Annotated in this window: 20 protein-coding genes and 1 pseudogene; 5 read left to right on the top strand and 16 right to left on the bottom strand. The window is 60.2% G+C overall.

Annotated features, from left to right (window positions below; translation table 11 throughout):
* Positions 1 to 70: 70 nt before the first annotated feature.
* From SHEL_RS02405 to SHEL_RS02375, 7 genes are all read right to left on the bottom strand, one after another.
* A complete protein-coding gene (locus tag SHEL_RS02405) occupies positions 71 to 2,722 on the bottom strand; it encodes a Cna B-type domain-containing protein (RefSeq protein ID WP_012797659.1) in 2,652 nt (883 codons plus the stop codon).
* Positions 2,723 to 3,120: 398 nt separating this feature from the next.
* Positions 3,121 to 3,558, bottom strand: coding sequence for a PaaI family thioesterase (locus tag SHEL_RS02400; protein ID WP_012797658.1), 438 nt, complete (start codon positions 3,556 to 3,558; stop codon positions 3,121 to 3,123).
* A gap of 21 nt (positions 3,559 to 3,579) precedes the next feature.
* Positions 3,580 to 5,841, bottom strand: a complete 2,262-nt coding sequence (locus tag SHEL_RS15425; RefSeq protein WP_012797657.1) for a GNAT family N-acetyltransferase — start codon at positions 5,839 to 5,841, stop codon at positions 3,580 to 3,582.
* Positions 5,842 to 6,037: 196 nt separating this feature from the next.
* Positions 6,038 to 7,255, bottom strand: coding sequence for a methyltransferase domain-containing protein (locus SHEL_RS15420; RefSeq protein WP_012797656.1), 1,218 nt, complete (start codon positions 7,253 to 7,255; stop codon positions 6,038 to 6,040).
* Positions 7,256 to 7,258: 3 nt separating this feature from the next.
* Entirely contained in the window at positions 7,259 to 8,464 is a 1,206-nt protein-coding gene (locus SHEL_RS02385) for a DUF4013 domain-containing protein (protein WP_012797655.1), read from the bottom strand.
* Positions 8,465 to 8,658: 194 nt separating this feature from the next.
* Positions 8,659 to 9,477, bottom strand: coding sequence for an ATP-dependent sacrificial sulfur transferase LarE (gene larE / locus SHEL_RS02380; RefSeq protein WP_012797654.1), 819 nt, complete (start codon positions 9,475 to 9,477; stop codon positions 8,659 to 8,661).
* Between the two features lie 33 nt (positions 9,478 to 9,510).
* Positions 9,511 to 10,173, bottom strand: coding sequence for an SOS response-associated peptidase (locus tag SHEL_RS02375; RefSeq protein ID WP_012797653.1), 663 nt, complete (start codon positions 10,171 to 10,173; stop codon positions 9,511 to 9,513).
* Positions 10,174 to 10,248: 75 nt separating this feature from the next.
* Between SHEL_RS02375 and SHEL_RS02370 the strand changes: the two genes are divergently transcribed.
* The gene (locus SHEL_RS02370; RefSeq protein WP_012797652.1) at positions 10,249 to 10,680 is read left to right on the top strand and encodes a hypothetical protein; all 432 of its coding nucleotides are present in this window, start codon (positions 10,249 to 10,251) and stop codon (positions 10,678 to 10,680) included.
* A 119-nt stretch (positions 10,681 to 10,799) separates the two neighbouring features.
* Here the strand turns inward: SHEL_RS02370 and SHEL_RS02365 are convergent, their stop codons facing one another.
* Positions 10,800 to 11,333, bottom strand: a complete 534-nt coding sequence (locus SHEL_RS02365; protein WP_012797651.1) for an adenine phosphoribosyltransferase — start codon at positions 11,331 to 11,333, stop codon at positions 10,800 to 10,802.
* Between the two features lie 435 nt (positions 11,334 to 11,768).
* Here SHEL_RS02365 and SHEL_RS02360 point away from each other — a divergent pair, with 435 nt between their 5' ends.
* The 3 genes and pseudogenes from SHEL_RS02360 to SHEL_RS15215 all read left to right on the top strand — a co-directional run bounded on the left by SHEL_RS02360 (position 11,769) and on the right by SHEL_RS15215 (position 14,537).
* Complete coding sequence (locus SHEL_RS02360; protein ID WP_012797650.1) at positions 11,769 to 13,061, top strand: O-acetylhomoserine aminocarboxypropyltransferase/cysteine synthase family protein; 1,293 nt, start codon at positions 11,769 to 11,771, stop codon at positions 13,059 to 13,061.
* A gap of 111 nt (positions 13,062 to 13,172) precedes the next feature.
* Positions 13,173 to 13,274 (top strand): annotated as a pseudogene (locus SHEL_RS15775) (helix-turn-helix domain-containing protein); the annotation flags it as partial.
* Positions 13,275 to 13,334: 60 nt separating this feature from the next.
* Positions 13,335 to 14,537, top strand: a complete 1,203-nt coding sequence (locus tag SHEL_RS15215) for an IS3 family transposase (protein WP_331852458.1) — start codon at positions 13,335 to 13,337, stop codon at positions 14,535 to 14,537.
* A gap of 64 nt (positions 14,538 to 14,601) precedes the next feature.
* On the opposite strand, the gene mnmA is transcribed toward SHEL_RS15215, so the two are convergent.
* The 3 genes from mnmA to cysK are packed head-to-tail and all read right to left on the bottom strand — an operon-like array spanning position 14,602 to position 17,497.
* Positions 14,602 to 15,663, bottom strand: a complete 1,062-nt coding sequence (mnmA, locus tag SHEL_RS02350) for a tRNA 2-thiouridine(34) synthase MnmA (protein ID WP_012797647.1) — start codon at positions 15,661 to 15,663, stop codon at positions 14,602 to 14,604.
* Positions 15,664 to 15,703: 40 nt separating this feature from the next.
* Positions 15,704 to 16,543: a gamma-glutamyl-gamma-aminobutyrate hydrolase family protein gene (locus SHEL_RS02345; RefSeq protein ID WP_012797646.1), complete on the bottom strand. Its 840-nt coding sequence runs from the start codon at positions 16,541 to 16,543 to the stop codon at positions 15,704 to 15,706.
* 24 nt (positions 16,544 to 16,567) lie between these two features.
* Positions 16,568 to 17,497, bottom strand: coding sequence for a cysteine synthase A (gene cysK, locus SHEL_RS02340; RefSeq protein WP_012797645.1), 930 nt, complete (start codon positions 17,495 to 17,497; stop codon positions 16,568 to 16,570).
* A gap of 208 nt (positions 17,498 to 17,705) precedes the next feature.
* Between cysK and SHEL_RS02335 the strand changes: the two genes are divergently transcribed.
* A complete protein-coding gene (locus SHEL_RS02335; protein ID WP_012797644.1) occupies positions 17,706 to 18,116 on the top strand; it encodes an RrF2 family transcriptional regulator in 411 nt (136 codons plus the stop codon).
* Positions 18,117 to 18,172: 56 nt separating this feature from the next.
* On the opposite strand, the gene SHEL_RS02330 is transcribed toward SHEL_RS02335, so the two are convergent.
* The 5 genes from SHEL_RS02330 to SHEL_RS02310 all read right to left on the bottom strand — a co-directional run bounded on the left by SHEL_RS02330 (position 18,173) and on the right by SHEL_RS02310 (position 23,252).
* On the bottom strand, positions 18,173 to 18,571 hold the full coding sequence (locus SHEL_RS02330; RefSeq protein WP_232001623.1) for a MerR family transcriptional regulator: 399 nt from the start codon (positions 18,569 to 18,571) through the stop codon (positions 18,173 to 18,175).
* A gap of 307 nt (positions 18,572 to 18,878) precedes the next feature.
* Positions 18,879 to 19,418, bottom strand: a complete 540-nt coding sequence (gene nrdG, locus SHEL_RS02325; protein WP_012797642.1) for an anaerobic ribonucleoside-triphosphate reductase activating protein — start codon at positions 19,416 to 19,418, stop codon at positions 18,879 to 18,881.
* 45 nt (positions 19,419 to 19,463) lie between these two features.
* Entirely contained in the window at positions 19,464 to 21,677 is a 2,214-nt protein-coding gene (nrdD, locus tag SHEL_RS02320) for an anaerobic ribonucleoside-triphosphate reductase (RefSeq protein WP_012797641.1), read from the bottom strand.
* Between the two features lie 386 nt (positions 21,678 to 22,063).
* A complete protein-coding gene (locus SHEL_RS02315) occupies positions 22,064 to 22,642 on the bottom strand; it encodes a hypothetical protein (protein WP_012797640.1) in 579 nt (192 codons plus the stop codon).
* Positions 22,643 to 22,817: 175 nt separating this feature from the next.
* Positions 22,818 to 23,252: an arginine repressor gene (locus SHEL_RS02310; protein WP_012797639.1), complete on the bottom strand. Its 435-nt coding sequence runs from the start codon at positions 23,250 to 23,252 to the stop codon at positions 22,818 to 22,820.
* Between the last annotated feature and the right edge of the window lie 43 nt (positions 23,253 to 23,295).

The raw sequence follows: 23,295 nt of genomic DNA, 5'->3' as shown, positions 1-23,295 counted from the left end.
TTCGTTCAGGGGATGCAGCCTTCGGTCGGCTTCAAGCGCCGGGCGCAAAGCGATCTACGCCTCGCAGCACCTACCTATCCTGCAGGTTGCGCTTCGTTCTGCGAGCCCAAACAAGGCAACCGGCTCCAGCCACGGCCAATGCACCAAGGGCGAGCATGCCGGGTGCAAGATCATCGCCGGTCTTGGGAATCGACGGTTTTGCCTTGGACTTGGTCTTCGGCTGCTCGACCGATTTCTTCGGCATGTCCTTCGGAGTATCCTTCGGCGTGTCCGTCGGCTTCTCCACACTCGGCGGCGTAGGCGGAACAACCGGCTCATGGGTGTTCGTGATAACGAATCCGGTCTGCGCATCGCCCGTGATGACAGCGGTGTAGCCGTCGACCTCATCCTCGGCCACGGTGTAGACGATGGCCGTGCCGCCGGCCTTGAGGTCCAGGTCGCCGAAGCTGGCCTCCCAGTTGTTCTCGGCGTTCAGCACGACGCTCTTGCCCGTGTCCTCACCGTTGGCCAGCAGGCGCACCGTCACTTGGTCAGGCCTGATGCCGTCCTTGTTGTCCGCATCGTCCCACGCCTTCACAACGGTGACGCTGGTCTTGTCCGGGGTGTGCTTGTTCGTAACGTTGAACCCGTTGTATTCGGGGGAATACCCCTCAACTGCGTCTTCGGTCACGGTATAGGCAATCTCGTGATTGTCGACCAGATCATATTTGGGCAGAGCCGCAAACTCCCAGGACCAGTCGTCCTCGGCGCCAACGGTATCCTGCATTATCTCAACTCCGTCGGCCAAAAGACGGACCGTGATGCTTTCGGGGCGCATGCCGTCCTGGTCGTCGGCGTCGTCCCAGGTCTTCGTGCCGTTCACAATTACGATTTCGTTATTCGTGTTGGTGAACACGTACGAGCCATCTTCGGCCACCGTGAATTCCTGCGAATAGCCGTCCACGTCGTCTTCGGTCACCAGATAGGTGATCTCATGCCCGTCCACCGGGTCGTACACCGGCAGGTCGTCGAAGGACCCCTGCCAGTTGTTCCGCTCGGAAAGGACCAGAGAGTCCGTTTCGACACCGTCGGCCATCAGCCTCATGGTGACGGAACCCGCTGCGGGTCCGACCCACACCTTCGAAACGGGGATGGACGTCCTCTCCAGGCTGTTCTCGACAACCACGTTGGCCGTCTTGTTGCTGTCGAACGAACCTGCCGACACGTCGACCGGCTCGCTCAGCAGGGTGTATCCCACAGGCGCCACGGTTTCGACCAGCTGGTAGTCGTCCTTCAGCAGGCCGGAAAGCGAGCCGTTGCCGCTCGCGTCGGTGGTGATGGTGCCCACGACGGCTCCGTTGGCTACGCGCACCACGTTGAACTGGGCTCCCGCAAGCGCGGCTCCGTCTTCGTCCACCTTGCGCACGTTGATGGCGTACACGTATCCGACAGCCGATCCGCCGGCTTCAAAGTACGTGGCCGTTGCAGATATGTGACGCAGCTCCGAGCCGTTGCCGGTGAAGGTCGCGTCGTTGCGGATGACCTCGCCGTCTACCAGGTCGTAGGATGCCACCGTATCGTAGATGACGTAGAAGCCCTGGCTGGCGGAAATGGTACCCATGTCGAGGGTGAATGACCTCATATCGTCGGAGAACTGAACCGTGTAGTTGGACGTGACATCGGTCCTGTTCTGCAGTTCCCAGTCGCCCTTGATCTTGACCCACGTGCCTTCCAGAATCCTGAAGGAACTCGCGTCGATGGTCAGGCCGGGGTTCACTACCCCGTCGGTCAGCTTCGCGTTCTGGATATCTGCACCGATAGTGTTGATCGGAATCTGGAAATGGATGTACCTGGGCTTGCCCTGGACCTGATATCCGTTCTTGCTCATGTAATACGGAGCAGGATCGGGAATGCCGATGAAGTGGATGTCGCCGCCGTACACCACGTTGCCGCTCACGTCGAAATTCAGCGGGATGTCCTCCGCCTCATCCACCATATTGCGGTCAATTTGGACGTAGAAATAAAAGTCGCCCGACACATCGGAATGCGTTTCGGCGAAATCGGTCCAGGTGATCGTCACGGTTTTGTTCGCTCCGTCAATAACGGCCTGGCCGATGACATTGCCGTTCTCGTCGGTGATGTCGAATGCCGCGGTCTGATTGAATTTCAGCTTTTCGGGAAGGGTGATGGTGGTAGTGTCGCCTGCATGCACCTGCCCGTTAGGCAGCTCGAAGTTGCCTTTCATGCGGAAGACCTGCCACTGGCTCACGTTGCCGACAGGCCCGCTTCCGTCCTGAAGCAAAGCTTCGAAACTGGTGATGACGTTGTTCTGAACCGCAAGCGTCACAACGGCGGAATCGTCGGTTCCTTCCGCCTGCACGGTCACGGCCTCGTCGTTTGCATCAGAGGCGTCGGACGCTTCCGCTTTGGGCTGCTCGTCGGCGGCCTCTTGGCTTCGGGAATCGCCTTCCGCAGCGGCTGCGGCTGCGGCGTCGGTGTCAGCCTCGACCTCGGCTCCAACCGGCTGGTCCTGGGCTGCAGACTGCTCGGCCTCGTCACTTTCGGCCGTTTCCAGCGTCGAAACAGCAGTATCCCCATCGACAGGCTGTACGACAGCCGCAGGCTCTTCCGAATCAAGCGGTTCGGATGCGAATGCCAAGCTTGCAACGCTCAGGCAGTTTACCGCAAGCAGAACGCTGAGCAGCGACGCGACAAGGCGCGGTCCCCGTTTCCTTGTGTTCATGTATTCCTCCGTTGTGGTCTTTTTTACCCCTGGCTTCGCGTCTGTTTTAGGCGCTCGCCATGCCCTGCGGACCAGCCTGCATGCGTAGCCCGCAAACAAGAGTAATTACCAAAGGGATACGAATCGCTCACCAACCCCGCCATTCGTAGCGTGCGCCCAACCGGGCAAAACACCACACAACAGACATGCCCCACCGTGTCGGCAATGTGTCAATAGGTACGTTTCCTTTTGACACATCGGTATCGTTCTTTATGCAATTGGGGCAAAGGGAGGGGAACCGCCCCCTATCCCTCGATGTGTCTAGTGGGACAATGGGGACTGTCCCCTTTGTCCCAAAAAGCAGCAACCCCGCGGCTGCGGGGCTGCTGATCGGTGTTCGGGTTGCGGAATAGGAGCCGTTAGCCTAGGCGGTACCCGGTCATCTTCACGATGGCCAGCACGCGGTCGTTCTCGTCGGTCACTTTGACATCGGCGTAGCACATGCTGCGGCCCATCTTGTCCATCGTGCATTCCGCATACATCTCGTTGCCGGTGCCGGCGTTCAGAAACTCGATAGTGGAGGTTACTGACACCGTGGGCGCCTGGCCGATGCAGGATGCGATGGCGAAGGCGTAGTCCGCCAGCGTGAACATGGCGCCGCCCATGACGGTCCGCTTCACGTTGACGTGGTCCTCTGTTACGTCCATGCGCACCTTGGCGTGGCCCTTCTCGGCGATAAGGATCTCCGGTTCGTTGCAGGCGGTCTGCGCGAAGCGGTCGCGAACGAACACAGCCTGCACCTCTTCGAGGGTGGCACCTTCGGGAAGAGCGGCATTGGTCAGGTCGAGCTGGGGCATGCGGCATCCTTTCGGTTGCGACTAGAACGAGGTCTCGGTTGCCTTCGGGTAGAACTGGCCGAACTTGCGGATCTGGTTGCGTTCCGTAAGCTCGACGTCAATCATGCGGCGGATACCGGCGTCCTTGTCGTAGCGCTGCGGGTCGAAGACCTTGCCCTCGGCCTTAAGCTGGTTGACCTCGGCCACCAGTTCAGGCGACAGGTAGCGGTCGTCCAATAGCGACAGGGGCACCAGGGTATACAGGATGCGCTCCTTGACCTCGTACCGCTTGGCGGCCGCATGGTCGATCAGGTCGAGCACCGCCACCTCCATGGGGTTGACGCCCGCAGCGCAGTTGTAATAGGAATTGCGTCCGATGCGGGGGTTCAGATCCAGGAACAGCACGCGCCCGGTGGCTGGGTCGCGCTTGATGTCGATATTGCAGAAGCCCTTGTAGCCTATGCTGGTAAGCAGGCGCGCCGCCTTTTCCCAATGCTCGGGCATGGGGCGTGTGATCATGGCCACGGGATTGCCCAGCATGGTGGGCGCGTGATCTTCCAGAAGCACCTGGGAGGAGCCGAACATGATGGGTGTTCCGTCTTCGGCAACGTAAAGCGACAGCGAGTCCATCCAGGTGTCGTCGCCGCCGATGAGCTCCTGCACCAAAAAGTCGCCTTCGAAGCCGACCTCACGCAGATCCTTCCACAGCTGGTCGAGTTCTGCCTGCTCATGTACGTAATAGACCTTCTTGAAGCCCTTGGCGTACAGGTGGTCGTACTTCGCCGAGGCGGCCGGCTTGGCCACCGACGGGAAGGGGATTTCGGATGCGGGAATGGCGTCGGTGCCGGCCAGTTTGACCACTTCGGTCTTGGGCACGTCGATACCCACGTTCTGGCACAGCGTATGGAAGGTGACCTTGTCGGACACCTGCTCAACCACGTCGTTAGGCGGCACGGGGCTGTACACGTTGGCGGGCAGACGGTCCTGGGCGCCGTTGATGGCCACAATGGTGGAATCGGTGTTGCCGTACAGGAAGATGCTCTTGTCCGGATTGGCCTCGGCGATCTCGGTGGCCGCCGCAATGATGTTTTCGGGGCTGATGCGCTCGATGAACTTTACGTCGAAGATCTTCGAATGGCTGATGGCTCCGATGGGAGCGGATGCCAGGCAGATGCTCTTGATGCCGAAGGCCTCATGCATCTCGCGGCCCAGGGCGTAGGCTCCGATGTCGCCGCCGATGATGACGGAGATCAAATCTTCGCGGGGACCCTTCGCGGCGGGCGCGGCCGCTTCGGCGGCAGCCTTCTCGCGATGGCTCGCGACGGTGGATTTGGCAGTGCTCAGCATGGTATAGAACCCCTTTCGAAGCGGAAGGTCGCGGTCGGGCGCCACGTGCGCCACGTTCTCGCTGAATTTCGTCTTGAAGGTATTGAGGCTGTTCAGACCTGGGAAGGCGTCGCTGCCCATGCCCATGTGGTCCAAAGTGGTGCATCCCAGGCGGGACAGCTCCACGCAGGCGTGCAGCAGCAGGCGGTCGGCCACCAGCAGACGCGCGAACTCGCTGCGGCTGGCGGCGTAGTAGCGCACCGCATGGCCGTCGTTCATGGTGTCGATTTCCCAATTCACAACCTTGCCTTCGATGCGGCCAACAAACAGGCGGACGTGGTCGGGCCCCAGAATGCGCAGCATGTCCTGGTAGTCGCTCATGGGTGACGGCGAGAACCCGTCGCGCTCGGCGGTTTCGCGCATGACGTCGTAGTACTCGGAAAAGTCCTGCATGCCCGCTTCGGTTTCGTCGGTGCAGACGATGGGGCTTTCACGCAGCGCTTTGCGCACGTCGCGGCGGCCGCGTTTCTTCATGCGGCCGATAATTTCGTCCTGGTCGCCGGAAATGTCCATTACCACGGTGGTGTCGTATGGGATGGATGAAAGCACTGGACGGCATATGTCCAGGTCATGCAGCACCCCGAAACGAATGAACGCCAAGCCGCGCTCCCGGGCATGCACGTGTTTCGCCACGGCCTCAAGCGCGTCACGCTCCTCCTGTTCGGAGGGCTCGTAGGCCCACAGCAGGCCATGGTGCGAACGCAGGAACGTGTAGCCGCGCATGGCGTACTTGAACAGGGACGCGAAGGCGATGGGGGTGTCCCCCACGCACACGGCGATTACGCCCCAAGGCGTGCGACCGGGAATCGTTTCCTGATAGCGGGCCCACACTTCGGTCTGCTCGATAGGCAAGGCAAGCCCAAGCCTGGCGGCGTGAGCGGTAAGTTCGTCGAAGGATATGTCCTTCACATTCATCATACGTGAGCTCCCATGAAACGGAGTCGGACAGGTAAGCAATCATTGTACCGCGACCTTGCTGCAGGCGGCGGAACTGCGCCAAGCTAACAGAAACCCAGGCGTGCGGCCTAGTGCCCCGTGAGTCGAAAAGAGCCGGACCCCGTACGGGCATCCGGCTCTTCGAAAGCTCGGAATACAGACGAAACCGCTGGTCAGGTTAGACGAATCGGGCGATGTCCTCAAGCGCGCGCTTCGGAACGTAGTAGTTGCGGTCGTCGTCGACGGTGTATTCGACCGATCCGCTTTCGGGCATATCGACGATGGTGCTGGTGTGAGCGGGATAACCCAGCGCCACGGCAAGCAGTACTTCGTCGTTCTCGGCCACATCCAACAGCTCGGCGAGTGCCTTGCGCCTGATGGCGGCCATAATGCAGCTGCCGACGCCGGCCTCCCATGCCGTGGTTGCGATGGTGTTCGCCACAATGCCCGCGTCCACGTCGGCGAAGCGTCCGGAACCTTCCTTCTTCACCACAACGATGAACGCCACGGGCTCCTCGCCCGGACGGGGATTGGCCACGTCGCGGGGCAGATAGGCCGCCCAAGCCACCAGCGGCTGCATCTTCGCCACCATGTCGGGGTCGGTCACCACGATGTAGTTCAGGCTCTGGGCGTTGGACGCGCACGAGGCTATGCGGACGTTCTCCATAATGTCGCCCATCAGGCCCTCGGGAAGCGGATCCTGCTTGAACAGGCGGTAGGTCCGGCACGTGCGGTAGAGTTCGTTAAGGCTCATGGCTGCTCCTTCGCTGGCAACGCGTTTATGCCCGATAACAACGGTCCAACGCTCGTCGGGGTGAACGTCGACCTGGACGTCCGTGAATCCGGCGCCCCTCATGAAAGCTTCCAGCTGGTCGGGGGCGTACATGCTCATGCCTTCGACCTGCTCCAGCACATCGTAATCCGACTGAAGCGATCCGTCCACCTCGTTGGCGACCATGAACACGCCGTCGTCGGCAAGAGTGCGGAACACCTCGCCGAACGCCTGCGAGATGTTCGGCCAGAAATATACGGTTTCGAAAGCGGTGGCCACGTCGAAGGCGCCGTCCTCAAACGGCAGCGCCGACACGTCGCCCTGGACGATGGTGCACCGCCCCTGCGCGATGGCTTCGGCGTTCGTCTCCTTGGACATCTCGATGCTCAAGGGAGAATAGTCCAAGCCGGCCACGGTGCCTTCGGGCTGCATGCCCAGCAGGCGCGCCACGTTGGCGCCGCCGCCGCATCCCAAGTCAACGACGCGGGATTGTGCGGGAAGCGAGATGTGGGGCATGCTCCACTCGGACAGTCGGGCGTGCCGGCCGCCGTTCATGCGTTCGAGCATGGTGCGCCCGCCCTCCCCTTCAGGAAGGGCGGGATTCTGGTTTGGTGCGAGAGGCATGGTCTACCTCTGATCTGCGTCGTCGGCCGCGTCGGCGGGCTGCTCAGGCGCTGCAGGCTGAGCGGGCTCGGCGGGAGCAGGAGCTTCAGGTGCTGCAGGCTGAACCGGATCGGCGGCTCCATCCAGAGACTGGACGGCCTGCTGGGCCACAGGCTCCAGCGGCTGCACAGGCGGTTCGGCGGGCGCAGGATGGTAGGGCTGATCCGCCGCGGGCTGTTCGACAACCTGAGGCTGCGCCACCGGCGCCTGATACTGCTGCTGCACAGGCTGGGCCTGCGGATTCTGCTGCGCCATGGGCGTCTGGTACGACGGCTGGGCGGTTGGCTGCTGGTAGGTCTGCACCGGCTGCTGGTACTGCTGATACGCCGCGGAATACGTCTGCCCCAAAGGAGCGCCGGTCTCGAACGGCATCGGCGCCCGCTCGGCACCCCACATGGCCACGTCGAACTGGCTGGTCCAATAACCGATGGCGCGAACCGAAACCAGCTCGAGGATGACCGTGGCGACCATAAGCACGAACGCCCAGACGATCAGCAGGATGGTTGCCATGGCGCCGGCACCCAGGATGGTGCCGAAGATGGCGAATTCGTCCGCAGTCGCCAGCACGTCTACGCTGCCGACTCCGGCTGCGATCACGCCGATGACAATCGGCATCAGCAGAATGCCCATGATGAAACCGACGGCCAAAGATACCAGGAAGTACGTGATAAGAATGCGGATGATGCCGCTGCTTTCACGCTTGATCATGTTCCACAGGCGGTTCAGCTGGAAGCCGGAGCCCAGGGTGTTGTACAGGGCGATGCGCATGCTGCCGGTCCATACGAACAGCTGTAGGAAAATACCCAGGGCGAAGGTGGCCAGGGAAATCAGAAGCCCGATGGCGGCAAGCGCCGCGTTGTCCCCCGACCCCATGATTACGCTGCCCAGTTCGGACAAAACCACGGTGATGAGACCCAATACCAGGGCGTACACCCAGATGAAGGCGCCGCGCTTGTACAGCGTGCCGTCTTCGTTATGGAAGACGGCTGTGGGCATGGGCTTATGGATGTTCCAGGCAGCCTCGCGCGCCCAACCGTAGATATAGCCTTCGGACACCATGGATCCGAACACGGGGATCATCTGCACAAGGGCAAGTTTCAGCGCTGTGGCGAACCAACGCGGCGAGCTTTTCACGTCCTGCCAGGCCATGGAGAAGAAACTGACGTTCATAGTGGTTACCTTTCTCACGCTGCATCGGGAAGGTCCGGCCCCGCCGATGCGTCGCAATACTTCTGCATACCGCCACTATACTGCACATATACCCGATGCCACAGAACCGTTGGCCTTGCGTTACGCAACGCAATCTGCGTTTCCGCATCGAAGCCCCTTATTTGGAAACGTCCGCCTGGCGGATACGGCACGACTTACGGCCGCAGCGTCTCGTTCATGCTGCCGGTACGGTATCCTGCCAAGTCAAGCGTCACATAGGAGAACCCGAGCCCGCGAAGACGTTCGGCGATGCGCGCGCGTAGCGGCTCTGCGGCGATGCGCGCCACGTCCTGTTCGGGCACCTCGATGCGGGCCATGTCGCCATGCATCCTGACGCGAACTTGGGCGAACCCCTGGTCCATGACGAACTGTTCCGCGGCGCCCACCCGATCAAGCTTCTCCCGGGTGATTTCCTCCCCGTACACGAATCGCGAGGCCAAACAAGCGAACGACGGCTTGCTCCACGTAGGAAGCCCCAGCTCACGAGAGAGTTCGCGGATTTCTGCCTTGGTGAGCTCCGCCGTACGCAACGGGCTTTCGACACCCATTTCCTCCAAGGCCCGCATACCGGGACGGTAGTCCCCCAAGTCGTCCATGTTGGAGCCCTCGACCACGTGCACCGCACCGGCAGCGGCGGCCGCATCCATAATCTGATTGAACAGAGCCTTCTTGCATAGGTAGCAACGGTCGGGCGGATTCTGGGCGAACCCTTCGATGGCGAACACATCGGTTTCGACGACCACCTGGCGGATGCCTTCGCCGGCGCAAAAGGCCTTGGCCTCGTCAAGCTCACGGTCCGGCATGACGCAGGGGTGCGCCGTCACGGCGACGGCTGCATCGCCCAACACGTCGTGGGCGACCTTCGTGAGCAGCGTCGAATCGACGCCCCCCGAAAACGCCACGGCCACCGAACCCATCCGGCGCAGCTCGGTTTTCAGGATCTCGTATTTCGCTTGGAGCTCTTTGGAAGCCATAGGCATCTTCCTTCTATATATGTAAGGCGTCGGTTAGAACAAGGTCATCTGGCCGCTGTCGGCGGCGGGTTTCGGCTGGCGCGGTGCTCCGAGCTTGGGGTCAACCGCGCGTGCGACCAGGTCGAATGCGGAGCGATCCGCAAGCGGCGCGGCGTCCCCTGCAAGCCATGCGTCCACTTCGGGTACGCTCAGGACCAGCGGCATGCGGTCATGCACCGGCAAAACCGCCTGGTTGGGATCGGTGGTCACGATGGAGAAGCGGCCGTCGCGCTGCACGCCTGCCAACAGCAGCGGCGTGCTGTCGCCCGTCCCGAACAGGTACTGCCGCTTGACGGGCTTGCCCGTCCGAGGGCTCGACACCGTTTCGGTGGCGTGAGGTTCGTAAAACGCAGCCACGGGCACGATGCACCTGCCCTCGCGCATGGCGTCCCGCCACATGCCCTTGCCCGACAAGGCGGAATCGAGCCGCGTGTTGAACACGGGGCCATTGCGCCAATCTACAGAGAACCCCCAGGTCAAATCCTGTATCTGCAGCTGCCCGCCGACGGGCGTCACAACAGGGGCCACCGACATGGGCGCCGCCACGGGACGCGTGGCCGGCCATTCGGCCATGGGATTGAGGGGCAATCGGGCCTCGACGCTGCGGACAACGTCCATGACCTCATCGTATGTCAGCACGGCGAAGCGTCCGCACATGGCCTCCCCTTTCGAATTCGCTGCGGTTTAGGCTATCATACTTTCGGTATTCCAAGGTGAACAGGAGGCAACGAGATGGCCCGTTCCGGAAAAGCCGGCGCGGCGGTGTGGGCGGCGCGCCTTGCCTTTTTGACGGTGTTCGTCATCAACATGATGTGCGTGGTGCAGTTCGTGCTGTGGCCCGGCGGCTACACGGGCGCCTATGAGCTGTCGGGGGTGCCGGGCGATGTGGCCGTCCGCGGCATCGGCATCGCCTTCGCCATGTGGAACGTTACGTATCCCCTGGTCATCTTCAACCCCGACCGATTCCGCACGGTGGGCTGGATCGTGCTTGCCCAGCAGTTGGTCGGACTGGTCGGCGAATCCTGGATCCTTTCAACCCTGCCCGCCGGCCACGATCTGCTGGCTTCGAGCATCTTGCGGTTCATCGTGTTCGACGGCGCAGGGCTCGTCCTTATGGCAGCGGCGTTCTTCTGGATGCTGGCCGCCACCAGGCATAAAGCATAAGTCGCCTTCCCACGTCCCGAATCGGGAAGAATCCGCGCAGCCAGGCCGCGCACCGTTCCATAATACAAAAGCGGCAGAAGCCTTTGCCTCCGCCGCATCACATGTATGTGTTGCGCAGCCTATTTGACGTGCACCAGCGAGAACATCTCCACGTCGGTCACAGCCCCGACCACCTTTTCAGGCTCGAGGAAATCCAGCGACATGAGGAAGCCCATGCCCACCAGTTCGGCGCCGACGCACTCGATCAGTTTGACCTGGGCAGCCGCAGTACCGCCCGTGGCGATAAGGTCGTCCACCATCAGAACCTTGTCCTCGGGGGACAGGGCGTCGGCATGAATCTCCAGAGAGTCGGTGCCGTATTCCAACGCGTAGCTTTCGGACACGGTTTCGCGAGGCAGCTTGCCGGGCTTGCGAGCAGGAACGAAGCCGGCGCCCATACGGGCCGCCACCGGCGCGCCGATCATGAAACCGCGGGCCTCGGCGCCCACGACCTTGGTGATGCCCTTGCCGGCGAAGTGTTCGGCAATGCCGTCGATAACGGCGTTGAAGCCCTCGGGGTCGGCGAGCAGCGGCGTGATGTCCTTAAAAACGACGCCCGGCTCGGGATAATCGGGAATGCTGACGATGAGGCTTTCGTAATCGAAAGTAGTCATGGCTGGCCTTTCACTTGGATGGTACGTGCTCCCTTTGCGCACCCGCTCATTCTACTACGTTCGTGAACCGTGACTGCGCACATGTTTGAATCCGGGCAACCCGAACGAAAGGAACCCCCAACCCTGCGATGTGTATGCATTATGTGTCCGGGCTTCCACATCTTGAAGTTTTTCAAAATACCTACTTGACAGGTGGGTAAATAGGGTTTTAAAATGCATCCATCGCAAACAACGAATTTGGAAAGGAGGAAGCGATGGCTCGCGGGTTCAACACTCAGATGCGCTGCATGATGGCCGGGCGAATGATGTGCTCCCGGGCATTCCGCATGCCGTCGCTCCACCGTTTCTAACTGCGACAACCACTCTGGAACGCATGCCTTGCCCGGGAGGCCCCTTTTCATCCCATTGATTCCGCGTTCAGAAAGAGTGATCACCATGTCCAATCATCAGTACAAGTTCGAAACCCTGCAGCTCCACGTGGGTCAGGAGCAGGCCGATCCGGCAACCGATGCCCGTGCCGTGCCTATCTACCAGACTACGTCCTACGTGTTCCACAACTCCGCCCATGCAGCCGACCGATTCGGCCTGCGCGATGCCGGAAACATCTACGGACGACTGACCAACACCACACAGAGCGTGTTCGAAGATCGCATCGCCGCGCTTGAAGGCGGCGTGGCAGGGCTCGCCCTGGCCTCGGGTGCAGCCGCCATCACCTACACCATTCTGGCGTTGGCCCAGGCCGGCGGGCATGTCGTGGCCCAAAAGACGATTTACGGCGGAACCTACAACCTGCTCCAGCATACGCTGCGTCCTTTCGGGGTCGAAACCACCTTTGTCGACACCCAGGACCTTCAGGCCGTCGAAGACGCCATCCAGGACAACACCCGGGTCATCTTCATCGAGACCTTGGGCAACCCCAATTCCGACATCCCCGACATCGACGCCATCGCGCACATCGCCCACAGGCACGGCGTTCCCCTGGCCATCGACAACACCTTCGGCACGCCGTACCTCATCCGCCCCATCGAGCACGGCGCCGACATCGTCGTGCACTCGGCCACCAAGTTCATTGGAGGCCACGGCACCACGCTGGGCGGCGTCATTGTGGACGCAGGCACCTTCGACTGGAATGCAAGCGGCAAGTTCCCCCAGTTCACGCAGGCGAATGACAGCTACCACGGCATCTCGTTCTCAGACGCCGCCGGCAAGGCCGCCTTCGCCACGTACGTCCGGGCCATCCTGCTTCGCGACACGGGCGCCGCGATATCGCCGTTCAACGCGTTTCTGCTGCTCCAAGGCACCGAGACCCTGTCGCTGCGGCTCGACCGACATGCGGAAAACACCAAGAAGGTTGTGGAATACCTGGTCGCCCATCCGCAGGTGGAGAAAGTGAACCATCCGTCGCTGCCCGACCACCCGGACCACGACCTGTACCAGCGGTATTTCCCCAACGGCGGAGGCTCCATCTTCACCTTCAACATCAAAGGCGGCGTGCAGGAGGCCCATGCGTTCATCGACCATCTGCAGCTGTTCTCGCTGCTGGCGAACGTAGCCGACGTGAAGAGCCTGGTCATACACCCGGCAACCACCACCCATTCGGAACTGACCCCCGAAGAGCTGATTGACCAGGGAATTCTGCCCAACACCATCCGCCTGTCCATCGGCACCGAACATATCGACGACATCCTGTACGACCTCGATCAGGCGTTTGCAGCCGTAGCGCAATAGCCGCGGTCCAACACTGCTGCGCGCCGAACGCCACCAAATGAAGAACGGCCCGAAGCACCCTCCCCTTAACTGCCTCCCTTTTCTTGGACATGAGAGAAGGGAGGCTTTTGTATGACCCGTAGAACTTTGTACGACGCTGTCACAAGGTCGAGAGCTGCTGAACTCTACGACGAGGGTTACGGCGTCCGCTCCATTGCTGATTTAATCCATGTTCCTTACGCTGCCGTGAGACAATGGATCGACACTTACAGATCCGTTGGCATCGAGGGGCTGATGGTCATGGGGCACAAGTACAACAGGTATTCGTTTGAGACCAAGGTGGCGGCGGCACGGGCGGTCGTTGACGAGGGCATGCCCAAGGCGGAAGCCATGGCGAAGTTCGGAATCGCCTCGATGACCCCGCTGAAGAACTGGATGAAGGCATACCGGGAAGGCGGCCCCGAGGCGCTAAGGCCCAAGCCGAAGGGAAGGCCAAAGGGATCCGCCTCCCCGCCCAAGAAACCAACGCGCGAGCAGGAGCTTGAACGCCGGGTACAGAAGCCCGAGGCGGAGAACGCCTACCTAAAAAAAATCGATGGCCCTGAAGGCGGAGAGGCGCTCTCGAACAGCGAGAAGGCAGCGGCCGTGAGCGAGCTTTCGGGGCGATACCCCCTCGCCGACCTGCTGGAATGCGCCGATCTTGCCAGGTCGAGCTATTACTACGCGCTGTCGCACCCGAAGGCCCCGACCAGGCCGGAGCTCTGGGAGGCCGCCGCCGAGATATTCTCGCGCACCGCCAACGGCTGCGGCCACAGGCAGATCGCCATGTGCCTGCGCGCCGAGCAGGGCGTGCGCATAGCCGACAAGACCGTGCTCAAGATGATGCGCGAGATGGGGATCAGCTGCGGGATCCGCCGCGGGACCGACCACCACAGGTACAACTCGTACAGGGGCGCAGTCGGCAAGACCTTCGAGAACGTCATCGGCCGCGACTTCGCAGCCGACGGGCCGTGGGAGAAGATGGGCACCGACGTCACAGAGTTCAAGCAGCCCTGGGGCAAGGCCTGCTTCGCCCCGGTCTACGACTTCGGCAGCAAGGTAATCGTCGCCTGGCCGACGTCGCTGCACCCCAACATGGCCCAGCAAATTGAGCTGCTCGACCAGCTGCTTTCCAAGATGCCGGAGGGTTCCGCGCCGATCTTGCATTCCGATATGGGCTGGCAATACCAGCAGGCTGGATGGTGCAACAGGCTGAAAGAGGCGGGCGTCGTGCAGAGCATGTCCAGGAAAGGCAACTGCATCGACAACGGCGCGACGGAGCAGGTGTTCGGCCATCTGAAAGACGAATTCTTCCGGAACCAGACATGGCCAAGCTTCGAAGAGTTCAGGCGCGACCTAGATGCATACATCGTCCACTGGAACACGAGGAGGCGTCAGGTTAAACTGAAGGGACTGACCCCGGAGGAATTCCGGAATCAGTCCCTACGTGCGGCATGAACCGCTTTATTTGCCCGTCCAAGAACTGGGGTGCAGTTCAGTGCTTCGGGCCGTTCGTTGCGCGCTACAGGACGATGCCGCCGCCGAGCACAGTATCGCCGATGTAGGCGACGGCAGATTGCCCCGGCGCCGCCAGCCGCGACGGCTCGTCGAAGTCGAACCTCACCGTGCCGTCTTCCTGCGGCACGACCATGGCGCCGTGGGGCTTTTGCCGGTAATGGGTTTTCACCATGGCATGAACCGGCCCCTCATCAGGTAGAATCCAATTCCAATTCCCCACCGTGCAGCCGTCCGCCAGCAAAGCGTCGGCAGGCCCCATGGTAATGGTGTTTGCCGCCATGTCTTTAGCGGTTACGTACAGCGCCTGTGTCGACGCGATGCCGATGCCCTTGCGCTGGCCCAGCGTGTAGCGGATGGCGCCCCTATGCTGCCCGAGCACCGCACCGTTTTCATCCAGCACATCGCCAGGTTCGGGAACAAGCCCCGCGTAACGTTCGAGAAAACCAACATAGTCGCCGTCCGGCACGAAGCAGATGTCCTGGCTCTCGTGCTTTCGGGCATTGGCGAACCCCTGCTCAGCCGCGATGGCTCGCACCTGCTGCTTGGTGTATTCGCCCAGAGGCAGAACCGTATGGGCAAGCTGGTCTTGGGTCATGTGGTAAAGGACGTAGGCCTGGTCTTTCGCGTCATCCAGCCCTTTCATCAGGACAAATCGGCCGTCCAGACGCTGAGCAATGCGCGCGTAATGTCCTGTCGCGATGCCGTCGCAGCCCAACTCGCGGGCGGCTTTCAGCATGAGGCCGAACTTCAGATGACGGTTGCATGCGATGCACGGGTTGGGCGTCAGGCCGTCCGCGTAGGCCTGGGCGAAGGGGCGGACCACGTTGTTCTCGAATTCGCACCCGAAATCGAGAACATGATGCGCTATGCCCAGCCGATTCGCCACGCTGCGGGCATCTTCAAGATCGTTTGATTCGCCGTCGCGAACATCGGGCACGCCGAGGCGCCCAGGGTCGTACAGATTCATGGTGGCGCCGACGACCTCGTAGCCCTGACGCAGCAGCAGGTATGCCGTCACGCTGGAATCCACGCCGCCGCTCATGCCGACCAGAACTCGTTGTACCATGTTGCAACCTCGGTTTCTTGATGTGTCGAATGCGGTGCGGCTAGCCTTCGGACCTGCGTCCGACTTCAGGCCATGCGCCCGCGCGGGCCTCCGGCGGTACGATGGGCAGCGGCTTGCGACCGTTTTGCTGGCGGATGGCGCTCAGACCCGCCTCGTCCACCAACGACGCGAAAATGCAGCCCATCTTTTTGGCGCCGGCGAAGAACTCCGGATGCCACTGCACGCCCATCATGAAGGAACGATCTTTCACCTCGATGGCTTCCACCAGCCCGTCAGGACCGAACGCGACGGGGTTCAGCAGCGGCGCCAAAACGCAAACGCCCTGGTGGTGCATGGAGTTTGTTGTGATACGACCGGTTTGCAGCAGGTTTCCCAACTTGGATGACTGGACGATGTCGACAAAATGGGACGGTTCGCTGTAATCGATGGTCTGCTGGTGCTTCAGCATGTCCTGGGTAATGCCTTGGGGCCCGTCGAACTGATCGGCAAGATCTATGTAGAGCGTACCGCCGAAGAACACGTTCATCATCTGCATGCCGCGGCAGATGCCCAGCGTTGGCACGTCGTATTTATAGGCGTAGCTCAGCACCAGGTATTCCACCGCATCGCGCATGGGGGTGAGCTCGCCCAGCTTGTCGTTTGAGGCGTCGCCGCCGTAGCGAGCGGGGTCGATGTCGTGCCCGCCGCTGAGAACAAACCCGTCCACCAGCGGAAACAGCGTTTCGTATACGCCGGTGTCCTCGGTCAGCGGCAACACCAGAGGCGTGCCGCCGGCCATGACGATTGCATCCAGATACTCGTCGCGGATTTCGATGCGTCCTGCAGCCAAATCCTGCGTCGGAACGATGCCTATAATCGGACGATCATGAACTTCGCCCATTAAACCAACCTGCTAACTGTCGTCCTATTCCGCAAACAAAGCCGTGGACAGGTAGCGCTCGCCGTTGTCGGGCAGCATCACCACGATGGTCTTGCCTTCATTCTCGGGGCGCTTGGCCAGTTCGATGGCGGCCCATGTGGCGGCTCCCGAAGAGATGCCCGCCAGCATGCCATCGGTGCGACCGATGGCCCGACCCACTTCGAAGGCCGCTTCGTTTTCCACGGTGATTACTTCATCATACACGTTGGTGTCCAGCACGTCGGGGATGAATCCGGCTCCGATGCCCTGAATCTTGTGGGCTCCTGCCTTGCCCGTGGAAAGGACCGGGGAGCTGGCAGGTTCCACGGCGACAACCTTCACGTCGGGCTTTTGCGACTTCAGGTACTTGCCCACGCCCGTCAGCGTGCCGCCCGTTCCGACGCCGGCGACGAAGATGTCCACATTGCCTTCGGTGTCTTCCCAAATCTCCGGACCGGTGGTCGCGAAATGGATGGCAGGGTTGGCGGGGTTGACGAACTGCCCGGCCACGATGCTGTTCGGCGTGGCGGCGCTGATTTCGTTCGCGCGTGCGATGGCTCCGGTCATGCCCTTGGACCCGTCGGTCAGAACAAGCTCGGCACCGTATGCCTTCATGAGCAGGCGACGTTCGACGGACATGGTTTCGGGCATGGTGATGATCAGGCGATACCCGCGGGCAGCAGCCATCGAAGCCAGACCGACGCCGGTATTGCCGGAAGTGGGCTCGATAATGGTGCCGCCCGGCTGCAGGCGACCGTCCGCCTCGGCCTGGTCGATCATGGCCTTCGCGATGCGGTCCTTCACCGAACCCGCAGGGTTCATGCATTCCAGCTTGGCGACGATGCGGGCGTTCAGCCTGTACGCCTTCTCGATGCCCGTAAGCTCGAGCAGAGGGGTGTGTCCGATCAGCTGGTCGACGGATGTGTAGATGGTCATGTTTCCTCCGTTTCGTGTGGCAATGCGCCATCAGGTTGCCATCATACCATTCAACCCGAGGCTCAATATTGCCTACCAATCTAGTAGGTTTATAGGTATTTAAACACTTTCTTTCGCTTTGTCAAGGGCAATAAAGACTCAATCCACGGTAAACCCGTCCGAAAAACCCTGTAATATAGTAGGTTGAACCACGACAGAGAAGGGGGCCATGTTGTTTTCGACTCGCAGCCAGTACGCTTTAAGCGTCATGGTGGATCTTGCAGAACGGCAAGCCGAGGGGTACACGCCCCTGAAAGAAATCGCAGACCGACAGGGCATTTCCGAAAAGTATTTGGAAAGCATTCTGAAAGTCCTGGTCAAAAACGGTTTTCTTATCGGCGTGCGTGGCAAAGGCGGCGGCTACAAGCTGACCCGCAACCCCGATCTGTACACGGTTGGAGACGTGCTCCGCCTGACCGAAGACAGCCTGACACAGACTGTAGAGGTATCCCAGAGCACCAATGAGAAGACGGCCGCCATGTGGAGGGGCCTCGGCGATGCAATAAACGGTTACCTGGACAGCGTAACCGTCGCAGACCTGGCCACACCTTCCGATGCCGGCGATTATTACGTCATTTGATGGCTGACGGACCGGGGCACCAACCTATGCGGCGCCCCGGCACTCGTTGAGCTGCGCTATGCGCAGCTTTCGATTTCGTCGTCAATCCATTTGAGTGTTTCGTTAAGTTCCGTGATTCGTTTGGAAACGATTTCGCGTTGCTGCTGCAAAACGGCCTTGCGCAGGATCGCGCCCTCTTCCCCACGTTCGAACAAGCTGACGTATTCAGCAAGCATTTCGACGGGAATTCCGGCGTTTCGCATGGTCATGACGAACTCGATGCGTTCGCAATCCTCGTCGCTGTAATTGCGAATACCGCTCTTCGTTCTGGTCACCTGGCCTAACAGCCCCGCACGTTCGTAATATCGAAGCGTGTCCGCCGAAAGACCGTATTTTTTGCTGACTTCAGCAATCTTCACCGTGACACCTCGCATTCCTATAACTCTCAAACCGGTTCCTGGAGCTCGTTGCAACACAGGAGCATTGGCTCCGTTTTGCTTCCTCCATGATGTTAGAAGATACTACTCTGAAAGCATTTTGAGAGTGGGGTTATCGTCGAATCTCAACGTAAACTTACCATTTCGCCTGATAAATCCTTTTGTCTTTTATTTTATCTAGCTTATTCTATATTTCATATTACATGGTAGGTTTTCTCCTGCCATGTGTGCTGAACACCTTGGAGAATGCGCCTGTGCTGCACGGGCGCCACATCGGCCGCACATAACAAGAAACCCCAGAGCGCCACGAATGAGCTCTGGGGTTAGACAGCGTTACCGCTTCGTCTTACATGGAATGTTTCGCGAAATCCGGGTCGCCCTGCCACAGAACCACCTGGCCTGCTGCGCGCGTCGCCGGAACGTCGATGATCCGTTGGTTCGAAGATCCGCGGAACCGGAGCGTGATGTCCTTGAGGTCCTGCACGAACGGCCCATCGACAAGGATGTCGATGCAGCTCAGCAGCCGATCCGTCGCTTCCGTTCGGCAGCGTCCCAGCAGCTCCTCGTAGGTCATCCCCGTGTAGCACCAGATAGGTTTCTCAGGATACTCACGCTTGACCCGCTCGACGAAATCGACGAGCCCCGCCTGGTTTTCCGGCTCCATCGGCTCGCCGCCCAAAAGGGACAGCCCGCGGATGTAACGCGGACGCAGACTCTCGACGATTTCATCCTGAATCTGCTGGGAGAATTCCTCGCCGTAATCGAAGCTCCACGTGTCCGGGTTGAAGCAGAAGGGACAATGCCTGCGACATCCCGAGACGAACAGCGATGTACGCACACCTTCGCCGTTGGCGATGTCGCAATATTTCACGGCCGAATACTTCATCCAACGCTCTTCCACATCGCACATTTCAGTCCAAAACCGACTGAATTACAAGTGCAGCACGCGATCCCTGATCTCCTCGGTGCGACCCTGGTTCCAGAACTGGGTGCCGATGTAGCCGCATGTGCGGCGGGCGACGTTCAGCGTGTCCTGGTCGCGGTTTCCGCAGTTGGGGCACTCCCACTCCAGCTTGCCGTCTTCCTCGATGATCTGGATTTCGCCGTCGTATCCGCAGCACTGGCAGAAGTCGGATTTGGTGTTCAGCTCCGCGTACATGATGTTGTCGTAGATGTACTCCATGACGTCCAGCACAGCCGGCAGGTTGTCCTGCATGTCGGGAACCTCGACGTAAGAGATGGCTCCGCCGGGAGACAGGCGTTGGAAGGCGCTTTCGAACTTCAGCTTGGTGAACGCGTCGATCTCCTCCGTGACATGCACGTGATAGCTGTTGGTGATGTAGCCCTTGTCCGTGATGCCCTTGATGATACCGAAGCGGCGCTGCAGGGCCTTCGCGAACTTATAAGTGGTGGACTCCAACGGCGTACCGTACAGGGAGAAATCGATGTTGCTCTCCATCTTCCACTCGGCGCACTTGTCGTTCATACGCTGCATGACGGCCAGCGCGAACGGCGTTGCCTCCGGATCGGTGTGGCTGTGGCCGGTCATGTATTTGACGCACTCGTACAGACCCGCGTAACCCAGGCTGATGGTAGAGTATCCGCCGTACAGCAGCTTGTCGATGGTTTCGCCCTTCTCCAGGCGGGCAAGCGCGCCGTACTGCCACAGGATGGGCGCCGCATCGGACAGCGTGCCCTTCAGGCGCTCGTGGCGCGCCAGCAAGGCGCGGTGGCACAGCTCAAGGCGCTCGTCGAAAATCTCCCAGAACCGGTCCATGTCGCCTTCGGAAGAAAGCGCCACATCGGGCAGGTTGATGGTGACGACGCCCTGGTTGAAACGCCCGTAATACTTCGGCTTGCCTGGTTCGTAGTTGCCGGCCTTGGAAACGTTGTCGTAGCCGTTGCCCGAGCGATCGGGGGTCAGGAAGCTGCGGCAGCCCATGCAGGTGTAGCAGTCACCATCGCCGTTGCCGTTGATCTTGTACTCGAACATCTTCTTCTCGGAGATGTAATCGGGAACCATCCGCTTGGCGGTGCACTTGGCGGCCAGCTTGGTCAAGTAGTAATACGGGGTGCCCTCCCGAACGTTGTCCTCTTCCAGCACGTAGATGAGCTTCGGGAACGCCGGGGTAATCCAGACGCCGGCCTCGTTTTTGACGCCCTGGTGGCGCTGGCGCAGGGTTTCCTCGATGATCATGGCAAGGTCGCGCTTCTCGGCTTCGTTGCGCGCCTCGTTAAGATACATGAACACGGTGACGAAGGGTGCCTGGCCGTTAGTGGTCATAAGGGTCACGACCTGATATTGGATGGTCTGGACGCCTCGGCGGATCTCGTCGCGCAGACGCTCTTCGACCACTTCGGAAATCCGTTCGTCGTCGGCCTCGAAGCCCAGGGTCTGGATTTCCGAAACGACCTGCTTGCGAATGCGCTGGCGGCTGATCTCGACAAACGGCGCAAGATGCGTCAGGCTGATGGACTGACCGCCGTATTGGCAGCTTGCCACCTGGGCGATGATCTGCGTTGCGATGTTGCAGGCCGTGGAGAAGCTATGCGGGCGCTCGATCATCGTTCCCGAGATGACTGTGCCGTTCTGCAGCATGTCTTCCAGGTTAACCAGGTCGCAGTTGTGCATGTGCTGGGCGAAATAGTCCGCATCGTGGAAATGGATGATGCCGGCGTTATGGGCCTCGACCACGTCCTTAGGCAGCAGTACGCGCATGGCCAGGTCCTTGGAGACCTCGCCGGCCATGTAGTCGCGCTGAACCGAATTGACGGTGGGGTTCTTGTTGGAGTTCTCCTGCTTGACCTCTTCGTTGTTGCATTCGATAAGCGCCATGATCTTGTCGTCGGTGGTATTCTTCTGGCGCTTGATGCCCTGCACGTAGCGGTAGATGATGTACTTGCGGGCGACCTCGAAGCGGTCGAGCTTCATGATCTCGTCCTCGACCATGTCCTGGATTTCTTCAACGGAGACGGAATGGCCCGCTGCCTCGCACTGGTCGGCAACGTTCTGGGCGGCGTACACGACCTGACGCTCCGTGAGGCGCTCCTTCTCGGAAACCTCGGCATTGGCAGCCTTGATCGCGTTGATGATCTTGGAGATGTCGAAGGTTACTTCAGAGCCGTTGCGCTTGATGATCTTCATGGTCGCAAACCCCTTCCCAGGCGTAGAGTGATAATCGCTGTTTTGCTTTGACGAAGGTTGTGTTCAGATTGGCGCCGGTCGTCGTCGGCGTTGAGTCATGATACCCTTTTTCAAGCGGTTTGTCTGGCGAAGTTATCCACAATATGTTGTGTATCGACTGTTGAAAACTAACCACCTATCGTGTTTTCGCAGGTCGGCACAAATAGCTTTGGCTGAAGATGGAATCTGTTTGAACAAGCCGTTTGTGGACGCTTTTTGAAGTGCCCAGGAAAGCTATCGGCGAGCGGAAAACGCCCACGAAAACGGTCGGCGAACGGTTGTCCCGAATGCGGTGCATCAAAAAAGCCGCCCGAAGGCGGCTTTGTTTTTCGGGGATGATTCATTCCCTATTCGGTCTTGTCGTTCGTGAATATCGAGCCTGGACCGGCGTTGGTCTTCGCATCGGCAGCCTCGTCTGAAGCGCCGGCGAGAGTCGCCAGTTTGTTGTCCGCTTCTGATAGGTGCTCTATGCCGCTGTCGTACAGCTTCTGGATTTCTGCGATTTCGGAATCGTAAGCGCCGCTTTCGATGTCGTCACCGGCAGACTGGACCTTGGTATAGAGGTCGACGTACTGCTTGAGGGCATCGCCCATGTCACGGGCACCTTCCACGTATTCGGCCTGCACCTCGGCAAACGCCTCGGGCGCCTCAAGGGATTCGATCTTCGCCAGATCGGCGGCTGCGGCATCGGCCGAAAGCTTCATAGAGGCCACGTCACCCGCGCCGATGGCTGCGGAGAAACCGGACAGGTCTTCGGCGGCTTCGGCGGCGATGCTGTTCACGCTGGAAACATAGGCGCGGTTAATCTGGGCGTCGGTCTTCTGGTCGGACTGGGCCTTGGCAGCGCATCCAGAAACCAACGCCGCACACAACACGAATGCAGCGGCAAGTGCGGCGAAAATCCGCTTATTGGCAGGTAGAGACATGCGGGTCCTTTCGTTTGGATGCGCCCAATGTTACCAGATACGCAGCAGCGGCCGTCCCCCACCTCTTCAAAAACACGTTTCGGTTAACGAGGCGTAACGCGAACGAACCTGAAAAGCAAGAAGCCGCCATTCGTATGGCGGCTTCGGTTTTCTTTCGGAACGAACGCGGCTGTCGCTAATCCCTGTTGTTCTGGAGCTTGCGAATGATGTCGGCGATGTGCTCGGCGTCGAGGGTGGAGCGGGTCATCACGAAAATGGTGTTGTCGCCGGCGATGGTTCCGACCACGCCCTGAAGCTGGGCGTCGTCGAGCGCGACCGTCACGCCGGAGGCAATGCCGGACGGCGTCTTTATAACCAGCCAATTGTCGACGGCTTCGACGGATTCGACCAGTTCGCCAACCATGCGTTTCAGCTGCATATCCTCCGGAAGCACGTAATAGCCGTCTCGCGACTTGGCAACGCCCATGACCTTGATGTCGCGCGAAACCGTTGCCTGCGTGCAATCGTAGCCTTCAAGACGAAGCTGTTCTGCCAGGTCACGTTGGGTTTTATAGTTGCCGCGCCGAATGATTTCGCGGATAACATCATGACGAACCACGCGTTTTGTCATGTCCACTCCTCTGAATATGCACGAAAACGGAATGCTCGATCAG

This window comes from Slackia heliotrinireducens DSM 20476, from assembly GCF_000023885.1.
GTDB lineage: Bacteria > Actinomycetota > Coriobacteriia > Coriobacteriales > Eggerthellaceae > Slackia > Slackia heliotrinireducens.
This window is presented reverse-complemented; position numbering and strand designations above follow the sequence as displayed.